This window comes from Trinickia sp., from assembly GCF_051961175.1.
Classification (GTDB): domain Bacteria; phylum Pseudomonadota; class Gammaproteobacteria; order Burkholderiales; family Burkholderiaceae; genus Trinickia.
Genome location: NZ_JBQCDN010000457.1, coordinates 1 through 11,439, shown reverse-complemented (window position 1 = coordinate 11,439; position 11,439 = coordinate 1). Strand labels below are relative to the sequence as shown.

Annotated in this window: 8 protein-coding genes; 6 read left to right on the top strand and 2 right to left on the bottom strand. The window is 62.5% G+C overall.

Annotated elements, in window-relative coordinates; all coding sequences use genetic code 11:
- Positions 1 to 37: 37 nt before the first annotated feature.
- Entirely contained in the window at positions 38 to 1,312 is a 1,275-nt protein-coding gene (locus ACTHL0_RS26000) for a DegT/DnrJ/EryC1/StrS aminotransferase family protein (protein ID WP_440569948.1), read from the bottom strand.
- Positions 1,313 to 2,276: 964 nt separating this feature from the next.
- On the opposite strand from ACTHL0_RS26000, the gene ACTHL0_RS25995 reads away from it, so the two are divergent.
- Together ACTHL0_RS25995 and ACTHL0_RS25990 are read left to right on the top strand one after the other, a co-directional pair.
- Positions 2,277 to 2,822, top strand: a complete 546-nt coding sequence (locus ACTHL0_RS25995) for a serine/threonine protein kinase (protein ID WP_440569947.1) — start codon at positions 2,277 to 2,279, stop codon at positions 2,820 to 2,822.
- Between the two features lie 503 nt (positions 2,823 to 3,325).
- Positions 3,326 to 4,099: an FkbM family methyltransferase gene (locus tag ACTHL0_RS25990; RefSeq protein WP_440569945.1), complete on the top strand. Its 774-nt coding sequence runs from the start codon at positions 3,326 to 3,328 to the stop codon at positions 4,097 to 4,099.
- Positions 4,100 to 4,510: 411 nt separating this feature from the next.
- Here the strand turns inward: ACTHL0_RS25990 and ACTHL0_RS25985 are convergent, their stop codons facing one another.
- On the bottom strand, positions 4,511 to 5,086 hold the full coding sequence (locus ACTHL0_RS25985; protein ID WP_440569944.1) for a hypothetical protein: 576 nt from the start codon (positions 5,084 to 5,086) through the stop codon (positions 4,511 to 4,513).
- Between ACTHL0_RS25985 and ACTHL0_RS25980 the strand changes: the two genes are divergently transcribed.
- The 4 genes from ACTHL0_RS25980 to ACTHL0_RS25965 all read left to right on the top strand — a co-directional run.
- The gene (locus tag ACTHL0_RS25980; protein ID WP_440569949.1) at positions 5,085 to 7,403 is read left to right on the top strand and encodes an autotransporter outer membrane beta-barrel domain-containing protein; all 2,319 of its coding nucleotides are present in this window, start codon (positions 5,085 to 5,087) and stop codon (positions 7,401 to 7,403) included. The genes ACTHL0_RS25985 and ACTHL0_RS25980 overlap by 2 nt on opposite strands.
- Before the next feature lie 23 nt (positions 7,404 to 7,426).
- Positions 7,427 to 9,532, top strand: coding sequence for a sulfotransferase (locus ACTHL0_RS25975; protein ID WP_440569943.1), 2,106 nt, complete (start codon positions 7,427 to 7,429; stop codon positions 9,530 to 9,532).
- Positions 9,532 to 10,695, top strand: coding sequence for a glycosyltransferase family 9 protein (locus tag ACTHL0_RS25970; RefSeq protein ID WP_440569942.1), 1,164 nt, complete (start codon positions 9,532 to 9,534; stop codon positions 10,693 to 10,695). The genes ACTHL0_RS25975 and ACTHL0_RS25970 overlap by 1 nt, the downstream gene beginning before the upstream one ends.
- Before the next feature lie 77 nt (positions 10,696 to 10,772).
- Positions 10,773 to 11,439: alpha/beta hydrolase (locus tag ACTHL0_RS25965; protein WP_440569941.1), on the top strand; the 667-nt coding region annotated here is incomplete at its 3' end.

The following is an 11,439-nucleotide window of genomic DNA, read 5'->3' as shown; positions in this document are numbered from 1 at the left end:
CAAGCCCGGATGCCCGTCGACGATGTCTTCTCTCAATTCACAACCGCCGCGCATGGGCCAAAACCTTCTCCATTGCGCGCTGAACGTCGAGCATGTCCGACGTCTCGGCAAGCAAGAATCGATGGGGCAACGCAATTGAGCGACGCGCGAATTCCGTGGCAGCCGGCAATTCAAAGCGCTGCGGCCTGACCGCCTCGATGAATTCCGCATCAAGTGCAAAACGGCGGCGAGTTTCGGGCCGGTATAGCCGGCTGTCATTCAGTGACGCGTACATCGGCTTGCACGACAAGGACAGCTCCACCGACAGCGCCTGCGCAAACCGCTGTACCGATGTGTGAAGAAGCACTTCATCGGGCAGCGCGACGACATAGCAGTAATAAGCGCGGGACGTGGTAGCGTCGGCGGTGGCCTGCGGCTCGCAGCCCAACTGACGCAACAAATCGTCCAGATATTGCGCACTGCGACGCCTTGCTGCATTTTCGGCGTCGAGCTTTTCCAGTTGCGCGAGCAACACCGCTGCGTGGAACTCCGATAGGCAATAGTTGGAGCCCATTACTTCGGCCGTTTCGGACAGCTCCATCTGATCGATCGGTGGCGGCTCGCCGCTCAGGGTGCGGCCATCCGCTCGCAAATGCTCCAGTCGGCGCGCCAATTCGTCGTCATCCGTGATGACTGCACCGCCCTCGCCACTCGTCAGCAATTTGCTGTGCTGCATGCTGAATGTCCCGGCTCGGCCGAACGTGCCGACGTGCTGGCCGTCATAGTGAGCACCATGAGCTTGCGCGCAGTCTTCGATCAATGGCACCCCATGCCGCTGCGCAACGCGCAGCAGCCCATGCAGATCAGCCACAGCGGAACCTAGATGCACAACGGTGATCGCTCGACAGCGCGGCGTGATGGCATCTTCGAGCGCAGCCGGATCCAGGCAGCCGGTGCGTGGGTCGACGTCCGTCAGAACCGGCACCGCATTGATGCCGAGCACGGCCGATGCCGATGCCACCCATGATACGGCCGGCACGATCACTTCGTCTCGGGCCCCAACCTCGCAGCCCTCCAGGGCCATGGTCAGGCTCGACGTGCCCGACGATGCCGGCACGCAATGCCGCGCACCGGTATAGCTGGCGTAGCCTCGCGCGAATTGCTGTTCGAACGACGGCGTCCCACGGTAAGGCCCGCTGATCGACCAACGTCCGCTGTCGAGGACGCTTTGCAGGTTGTCGACGGTACGAGCCGAGCTTATCGGCCAACCCGGCCATTTTCCCGAGCGGACAGGGCGTCCACCGTGAATGGCGAGATCTGAATAATGAGACATTGCATCACCTGAAAATGAGGCGTTTAGCGCCAATGACACCGCATGCTAAACTTGGCGATACTAGTTTTTTTTGTCGGTCATTCCTTTTAGGACCGATTTACCCGGGGCAGTAAATGAAGCCGATAATCGAGGGTATCCGTCGGGGAATCCCGGCCCAGTCGAAGCAGCTTAGTCCCCAGTTTCAGGTTCAACACCTTGTATGAGGTAGGGTGTTGCGATGAAAAGGAACTACAGTCACCTCAGCGCGGGCGATCGCGCGGTAACCATGATCGAAGAGATGCTGTTGCGGCCGCGTTCCATCGCAAGTACGGATTCATACTGTTTTCGGACGATGCCCGACGACTTTTTCTGCCGATGAGTACGTTGCGGCAACTGCAACCATCTTGATTGCGGCAGCCTATCTCCCCACGCCTATCCACGGCTCATGACGAGCGCCGTCACGTGACGGTATTTCTGACGGTATACGCAAGCACCACTGAATCAGCCACCTTGCGGGACAAGCTTCTCCAGCCAGACTCAACACAATTGCGCGGTATGTCGAAAGGATGCTGTCGGCGGCGTCGCCGACGATCCGCTTGTAACTTGTTGAACGAAACCGGGCCGCGAAGTTAGCCATTTGCCTCGCGGTCCGAGCAAGCAGCAGCAAATGGATGAACACCTCGCTCCCTCCGCAGCCAAGCAAAGTCGATAACCGGCGTTTGCCTTCACGCGCAGCAAGGATCCGCACTCCGTCCAACTGCCTCGGGGTGGATAGCGGAAGCGCGATGCATTCGAACTCCCCAAGTCCAACTCACTCTCGTCAAGCTCGACTTCTTCGACTCAGAATTGCCTCCTAACCCGCTGTGACGCGCGCGCTTGATGCTCCTCGGCCCTCAGTATCCGAACGACGCCATTTTCGGGATGGATATGATCGGGTTTGCGAGCAAACGACTGCAACCGACGTCATACTGAGGAGCCCGTCACCGTGAGCGATAACATTTGCTGGGTAGTTGATCTCGAAGCAACGCTTGAAGATGCATCGGCCTTGGCACAAACAGGCCTCCAATGGCTGGTCCAACAGGGTATTGTGGAATCGATCCCCGATAGCGGAGGCGCACTCAGCGGCGCAGATCTCTATCGCCCGGGGCCCCAAGCGGCGGCCTGGTCGGAGTACATGGCAGACGATTTGCAGCTTTGCGGCGTAGAAGTCACGGTAGAGCACACCGTATTTCACGCAGGCTCGAACAGCGATCAGATACGCTGCCCGAATTGCGGAGCTAATCATGAGTTGGATGCGGTGCCCTGGAGCGAGGCGGTCGAGCGATGGCACTCAGGAGACGCCGACTACACGCTAGCGTGTCCCGCATGCACCAACTCGGCACCGATCGTCGACTGGACGTTCCTCGAATTCGATTGGGCATTCGGGAATCTTGGCTTCGGCTTCAACAATTGGATGATCGACGCACGTCTCGCGGCTGAACTCGGCAACGTTCTCGGACATCGCATCAAGGTTGTGTATGAACACTTCTAAAAACCTTCGGATTGTCGGTGCATCGCCGTCACGTCTCCGACTGGCCTGGCAACCACTGCGGCCTTCCCTCCTCTCCTGTCCACGAACATGGGGTATTCACACCTGGCGCAACATCCTGATACGGGGTCTCCTCGATATGCATACGAACTCGACATACCTGGACTGCGCAGCTGGCCGCTCAAGCCGTACCCGCATCTGATTTTTTATGTGAACCGCGCGGATCACGTCGACGTCCGGCGGGAATCGATGGCTCGCGCGGTATCCCGGTCTGGCTGAGTGACGAGGGATAGGCACCGCCCGCTTCCAGGTGGGTATTACCGTCAGAGACACCGTCGCGTAGCCAGAGCCGTAGCGAGACCGCGAAAGGACGCTGTCACTGGCAGCCCCCAATGTCGTCGGCGCTCCGGTTCTATGTGTCCTATCATGCGTACCTCTACCGCTCACTCAAATCGATGCCAAACGCTGCGGATCCTTACGTTCTCGTCGACACGCGACACGGAACGATGCTTGCCAACCGTTTTGACGAATATGTCGGACAAGCGTTGATCCAATACGGCGAGTACGCCGAGCTTGAAACGCAGTTGCTTTTGCAATGCATCGATCGTCCAGGCACCGTTGTTGAAGTCGGCGCCAATATCGGCAGCCAGACGGTCCCCCTTGCAAAAGCGGCCAAAGCCGCCGGGGCAGACGTCGTCGCCTTCGAGCCGCAGCCGTTCGTGTTCCAGAACCTTTGTGCGAATCTCGCGCTGAATGCCACGGACAATGTGGCCGCGTGGCCTTTCGCCTGCGCAGCGCATGCGGGAACAGTCTGGCTCCCTTCCCCGAATTACCGCAGCAAGGGCAACTTCGGCGCGGTATCGGCGGGCACGCAGCCGTTGGACAACGGCATCGAGGTGCCGTGCGTACGGCTCGACGATATGACCCGCGGGCGCACCGTGCACCTTCTGAAGGTGGACGTCGAAGGGTACGAGTTACACGTCCTGCAAGGTGCCGAGGGGATTCTCGCGAATCACCGCCCGCTGCTATACGTCGAAAACGACCGGGTCGCCCACTCGCGCGCGCTCATCGAATACTTGTGGGACCGCGGTTACCGGCTATGGTGGCACATTAGCCCGTTATTCAACCCACAGAATTTCCGGGGCGATGCGCAAGACCGCTATCCGCAGATTTTCTCCTTCAATATGCTGGGCGTCCCGCGCGAATCGAGCCTAGCCGTTCGAGGCTTCGAGGAGATCGTCGATGCGACGGCTCATCCGTTGGCGCGGCCCGAGCCGTAAATCACGGTAGGCCGATGGCGCATTGCACGATGCCGCGCTTCATCCCTCGTTTGAAGCACGCGGCATAAAACCCGATGTTGTCAATCGGTGTTTTATTGGCTTAAGCGGTACGGTGCGGCTGCTCAGCCAAATACCGTTTAGCATTTTTCCCTTCCCCCCGATCGGCATCGACTTCGCCGGCCTAGCGCGTGCCCGCCTCCCGCACGCCAGTGTGCCGCCCGCGTCCGCGAGGCCCGCCGGACAAGCCTTGGCGGGCTTTTCGAGTCTCAGTTCAATATTTTTGCCCGTCGCTCGTCGAAGCGTTTTCGTTTCTCGCGAAAAAAGCGCCGGATCCTAACAAACGAACCGGGAAAAAATCGGCAGTTGAATTTCGCGATTCGTCTGAATAGTATTCGAGGGTCGTGACGGTTCTCACATAAATGCTTCTCGAACGATCGAGGTGTCTATGAACCGCATCAACGTACCGCCGAGACAACGCGCAATCGCGGCAGCCGTTGCCGGCGCGCTCACCGGCGTGGCGCCGCTGATTGCGAACGCCGACTGCGGGATCAACGGAACCATTAGCGCGAATACCACCGAAATCGGCTGGTCCTCAGGCAACTGCACGATCGCCCCCAATGTCGTCCTCTCCAATTTCAACACCGCGACCGCCTTGCTGTCGACCGGCTCTTCGCTGGGCACGCTCACCAACAGCGGCACCATCGCGGGCATCACGTATGGGATGGTCAATGCCGGGACCATCAGCGTATTGACCAACAACAGTGCCGGTAACTTCGTCGGCGGCAATGCGGGTATCAGGAGCACCGGATCAATCAACACATTCACCAACAGCGGGCTCATCAGCACGGCCGGTATCTCGGGTACCATCGCGGCCGGCATCACCAACAGCGGCACGATCGGGACGCTGACCAACACGACGACAGGTACGATCACCGGCGCCGGGAGGGGCATCTTCAATAGCGGCACGATCGGCACCGTGAACAACATGGGCCTGCTCGCCGGTAGCGGCACGGTCAGCGGCAGCATATTCGGCATCGATAACAGCGGCGGCAGCATCGGTACCATCCTGAACAGCGGCACCATCAAAGGTTCCACGTACACCGGAACGATCGTCGGCTACGGGGTGCTCGGCGAAAATTCAGGTGTGATCGGCACCCTGAACAATAGCGGCACCATTACCAACGAACTCGGTGTCCTTATCCGCAGTGGCGCCACCCTGGGCACGCTGACCAATACCGGGGCGATCACCAGCACGTTTTCCGGCGTCGTTGCACAGTCCGGCACCATCGGCACGATCAACAACTCCGGCCTCATCAGCGGCGCAACCACGCAGACGGTGACCGGCTTCCCAAGCGGGCCCTATACCGGCCTGTTCGCGCTGGCCGGCGCCACGATCAGCTCGCTGATCAACAGCGGCACCATTACGGGCCTGCTCAACGCCATCAATATCGACAGCACCAGCACCATTAGCCAGATCAGCAACAGCGGCTTGATCGCGGGTGCCATCCGCAACACCGGCTCGACCAATCTCAGCATCAGCGGCGGCAGCGGCACGGTATTCGGCACGCTGACGGGCCTGAGCGGCGGGATCGCCGCCGCGAATGCGGGCACCATCACGAATACCTCGTCCAATGTGGCATTCGGGTCCGGCAACGTGCTGCTGAATGATCAAATCAACGTGGGCAGCCACGCTGTCAATAACACCGGCGCCGCCCTGCAGGTCAACAATTCCATTGCGATTACCGGCAACTACACGCAAGGCGCATCGGCGACGCTGCTGGTCGGCGTCGCCGACGCCGCGGTCACAGGCGGATCGATCGCGGGCGATAGCGGCTATGGCCGGCTCGTCGTCTCAGGCACCGCCAACCTCGCGAGCGGCTCCGCCGTGACACTGCAAAAGCTCAATGCCTATGGATTCGCGGCTGGCCAGCGCTTCGTCGTGATCGACGCGGCCGGGACCGGTACGAACTACAACGCAGGCACGCTGCGTTATTCGATCGCCGGGGTCACGGGGCTCGTGGTCACCGGGGCCGCCGTGGCCAATGGCTCAAACAGCGATCTTGTCCTGACGGTTGCCAACTCCACGGGCACGGGCACGGGCACGGGAAGCGGGACAGGAACCGGAACAGGGACAGGGACAGGAACCGGCACATCGACGCCCACCCCGATAGTCGCTACCGCACCCAATGCCGTGTCGGCGTTGACCGGGCTCGGGCACTACACGGGCATCAGTCCGGCTCTGCTCAACCTGTTCAACGCCTCGCTCGCATTCGAAGCGGGCGGCTCGACGCCAGCGCTCAATGCCGCTGGCAAGCAACTCAGCCCGACGTCGCAGACCTCCTCGAGCCGCGCGGCCGCCGCTCCGACCCTGGACGTGCTCAATATCATCTCGAGCCACGCCAACGGGCTGCGCCTGGCGCAACGATACGGCAGCGGCATCTCGACCGGCGAGGGCTCGCCGAGCTTGGGCGTGTGGGGACAGGCGTTCGGCGGACATGCAAGCCAGAACGAGCGCGATCAAGTGGACGGATACAGCGCGAACTACGGAGGCCTGCTGTTCGGTGTCGACCGCGCTGTATCGCCGACGTGGCGTGTCGGCGGCGCATTCAGCTACAGCAACACCGCTGTCAACAATACGGGCGACACCGCCGGGGACAACACCCGCATCAACGCTTACGGCCTGATCGGCTACGGCAGCTACGTGGGGAACAGGTGGTACGCCAATGTGTCCGCCGGCGCGATCGTTCAGCGCTACGACACGAATCGCCTGGTCAACTTCCCCGGGTTCTCGGGCCAAGCGAGCGGGAGCTTCAGCGGTCAACAGTATGTCGCGCGGGGCGAGATCGGCTATCCGCTTGCGCTCGGCATCGCAACTGTCACGCCACTCGCAAGCCTCACGTACAGCTACCTGCATCAAAATGCGTACACCGAATCAGGCGGCAACGGTGCCGCGCTCTCGGTCGATGCCACACACCTGACCTCGGTCACCACCGACCTCGGCGCGAAAATCGAACGCGAGGTGCCGACCTCATACGGTGTGCTGGTGCCGGAGCTGACCGTTGCATGGCGACACGAGTACGACAACACGCGTGCGCTCACCACCGCGACCTTCGCTGCCGATCCGAGCGGCCAGACGAGCTTCACGGTGCTCGGCACGAGTCCCATGACGAACTCGGCCGTACTGACCGCAGGCGTCACGCTGCTGAAGGCAAACAATCTGAGCTTGACGGCACGCTATAACGTGCAGCTCGGGCCTGGCTTCGTCTCCCAAGCCGGCAGCCTACGTCTGCGGCAGTTGTTTTAGGCCGTTGCTTTATGATGTCGAGCATGGTTAACACAGCCGCCCCTCCAGAAAACATCAGCATCCAGGAAGCGCTTGCCCGCGCCTACGCGCACTGGAACGCGGGTCAAGCGCAGCAGGCAGAAATGCTGGCTCAGCGCGTGCTGGCCGCGTGGCCGGGCCAGCCGGACGCCCTCCATTTGCTCGGGCTGATGGCCCACGCCTACGGCAACCTGGATCTGGCGATCTCGCACCTGAAGCAGGCGTGTCTCGCCCCTCGCGCACCAGCCGTCTATTCGAGCAATCTCGCGGAAATGTATCGCCTGAAGGGCATGCTGCCTGAAGGTGAGGAAGCCGCGCAGCGTGCCGTCGCGATGGACCCGGCGCTCGTATCCGGCTGGAACAACTTGGGCATCGTGCTGCAAGAAGCCGGCAAGCTCGAGCATAGCCGCGTGTGCCTGGAGAAGGTCGTCGCGCTCAATCCCGAATCGCCGGAAGCGCACAACAACCTCGGCAACACGTGGCGGCGACTCGGGCAGATGGATCGCGCCGACGCCTGCTATCGTCAGGCGCTCGCGCTCAATCCGTCCTATGCGGAAGCGCACAGTAATCTCGCCTACCTACTGTCGACGCAAGGCCGCTACGACGAAGCCGCCCGGCATGCAAGGCAGGCCATCGATCTGAACCCTCGCCTCGTCGACGCGTACCTGAACCTCGCGGATGTCGAGATGTCCCGGCAGCGCCACGATGCGGCGCTGCGCGCGCTCGATATGCTGGGCGCTTTCGCTCCCGAGCATCCGGCTGCGCTCACGGCACGCGCGAAGGCGCTCCGACTGATCGCCCACACCGAAGACGCGCTCGCCATCGCGCGGCACGCAGTCGCGCTCGCGCCGCGCAACGCCGAAGCGCACTACGCGCTTGCGCTCGCGCTGCAGGATCTCAGTCTGACCGATGAAGCGCTTGGTGCGTACGAGCAGGCGGCCACATTGCCCGGCACGGTAGCCGAGGCGGCGCTCGTGGGCCGCGCCACCTTATTGCTTGAAGCAGGACGCAACCACGAAGCGCTGGCGGCCTTCGAGCAGGCGCTCGCGCGGTTCCCGGATTCCGCACAGGCGCTCGCGGCACGCGCCGAGCTGCACACTTTCACGGCCAACGATCCCGAGATCGGAAAGCTGGAGGCTTATCTCGCTCAAGGCGAACGACGCCCGCTCGCCGATCGTGTCGCGGCGCACTTCGCCCTCGGCAAAGCCTACCTCGACACAACGCATCCAGAACAGGCGTTCCGCCATCTAGAGGCCGGCAACCGCAGCAAGCGTGCTTCGTTCGATTATGACGGCGAGCAGATCGGCCGCTGGATGGAAGACTTACGGACGATTTTCACGCCTGAACGGTACAGCCGGCTCGCGGGCCTCGGCCAAGCATCGGCGCTGCCTGTTTTCGTCATCGGCATGCCGCGCTCGGGCACCACACTGATCGAGCAAATCCTCTCGTCGCATCCGCAGGTAGCGGGCGCGGGGGAACTGTCCGCGCTGCGCCTGTCGATCGACGAGATCGGTCGCTTCCCCGACTGCGTCGTTGCGCTCGACGGTGAGCCGGACGCGCAGGCCAAATTGCGCCAGTGCGCGCAAGCCTATTTAGCCCGCCTCGCTCCGCTTGCCGGAGGACGGCCGCATGTCGTCGACAAAATGCCCGGCAATTTCTTGTATGCCGGCCTGATCCCGTCGATCCTGCCGGGCGCCCGGATCATCCATGTTCGACGCGATCCCGTCGATACCTGCTTGTCCTGCTACACGAAGCTGTTTGCCGGACACCAGCCGTTTGCCTATGACCTCGCCGAGCTTGGCACTTTCTACCGTCATTACGAGCGCTTGATGGCGCATTGGCGCGAGCTGTTGCCACGCGACGTTTTCATCGAAACCGAATACGAGGCAGTGGTCGACGATCTCGAAGGCGAAGCACGGCGTTTGATCGGCTGGCTCGGGCTGCCGTGGGATGAAGCCTGCCTGAGCTTTCACCGCAATCGCCGGGTGGTCCGCACGGCAAGCGTCAACCAAGTACGCCAGCCGATCTACGCGACTTCGAAAGGTCGCTGGCGAGCCTATGCGCCTTATCTCGGCCCATTGCTCGAGGTGCTTGGCATCGAGGCGCCGTGATGTTCGACACCGACTGCGATATCCGCGCCGTCGAACTGCGGATTCGCCCGCTGCTGGCGTCGGGGCGCTATGAGGAGGCCGAGGCGATTGTGCGTCCGTACCTGGCCTCGGGCCGAGGACCGCTCGCACTCTGGAAGCTGCTCGCCGCGGCGCTTCGTCAGCAGGGGCGCATCGTCGAAACGCGCGCGATCCAGGAGATGCTCGTGGAGCACGCACCCGGCGATCTCGCGACGCGTTTCGATCTCTCTGAGACTTTATTGCTCTCGGGCGAATTCGAACGCGGCTGGCGTGAATACCGTTACCGCTACAGCCTCGCACATACGGCACATATCGAGCGCAAGGTGCAATGTCCGCGCTGGGATGGCCGGGCCATGCCAGGCAAAACGCTTCTGATTCACGACGAGCAAGGTTACGGCGACACGTTCCAGTTTGCCCGCCTGGTGCCGTGGGCCAAGGAAAAGAGCGGTGCTCGGGTCGTTCTCGAAATCAACGCCGAATCGTTGTCGATCATGCGTCGCACGACGGGGTTCGACGAAATCATCGAGCGCGGGAGCCTGCCGCCCGCGTTCGACATGCACTGCGAGATGATGAGCTTACCGATGGCCTTGGGGCTGCGGCTCGACGATCTGCCCGGGCCGATGCCGTACCTGAGCCCGGACCCGCGGCGCGTGGAGCAATGGCGACAGCGGCTTGCCGCCCTGCCCCGCCCGTTGGTCGCGCTCGTCTGGGCGGGGCGGCCCACGCACCCCAACGACGCCAACCGCTCGCTGAGCCTGGCCCAGCTTGCGCCGCTCGCGCAGGCAGACGTCAGCTTCGTGTCGATTCAGAAAGGCCCAGCCGCGGCGCAGGCCGATACGCCGCCCCACGGTATGGCGCTCTTGTCGGTATCCGACGAGATCGACGATTTCGAGGACACGGCGGCGATCCTTTGCGTTGCCGATCTGCTGATTTCGGTGGACTCTTCTCCTGTCCACCTCGCGGGCGCGGTGGGGCGGCCCGTATGGGTCATGCTGCCGAAGGTCCCCGACTGGCGCTGGCTGCTGGAGCGGACGGATACGCCGTGGTATCCGCGGATGCACTTGTTTCGTCAGGACCTGCGCACGGACTGGACCGGCGTCGTCTCGCGCATGGCCGCCGAACTCAAGCAATGGGCGGTTCATTGAGATTGCCGCACGGCATGGGTCGCCACGGCGGTTTGTCGCGTTTGTCGCGTCCTATCGCGGATGGCGGAACGGCAGTCGTGCCCGAGCGTCGGGGGCTTGGCTCGCGGGCGGTCTTGGCGGCGTTCGTGCTGCTTTCGCTGCTGGGCACGCTGTCAGGATGCGCCGCGCTCGATCCCGACGCGCATGCCGATGCGCTGGCCGAACCCGCTCACCTGCACCGCCAGCTCGTGGATGCCGGCCCGTTCGTGCTGACAGCGTTTTCACGCGTCTCGCAGCCTCGCAAACCACTACGCGTGTACATCGAAGGCGATGGTGTCGCCTGGCTCTCGCGCACCGAGCCGGCGCTTGACCCCACGCCGCGCGAAGCCATGGGGCTCGCACTCGCCGCGAAGGACCTCTCGCCCAACGTCGTTTATTTAGCCCGGCCCTGCCAGTTCACGCCGATGACGATGAACCCGCACTGCGCCATTCCTTACTGGACGGGCAAGCGTTTCGCGGCAGACGTGATCGAGTCGATGAATACGGCTGTCAGCCACTTTGCCGCGCTCACCCCCGGACAGCCCGTCGAGCTGGTAGGTTACTCGGGCGGCGGAGCCGTTGCCGTGCTGATCGCGGCGCGCCGTACCGATGTCGTTTCGATTCGCACGGTGGCGGGCAATCTCGACGACGAATTCGTCAATCGGCTGCACGATGTATCGCCGATGCCCGAGTCGGAAGACGCGATCGATTTCGCAAGCCGTGTCG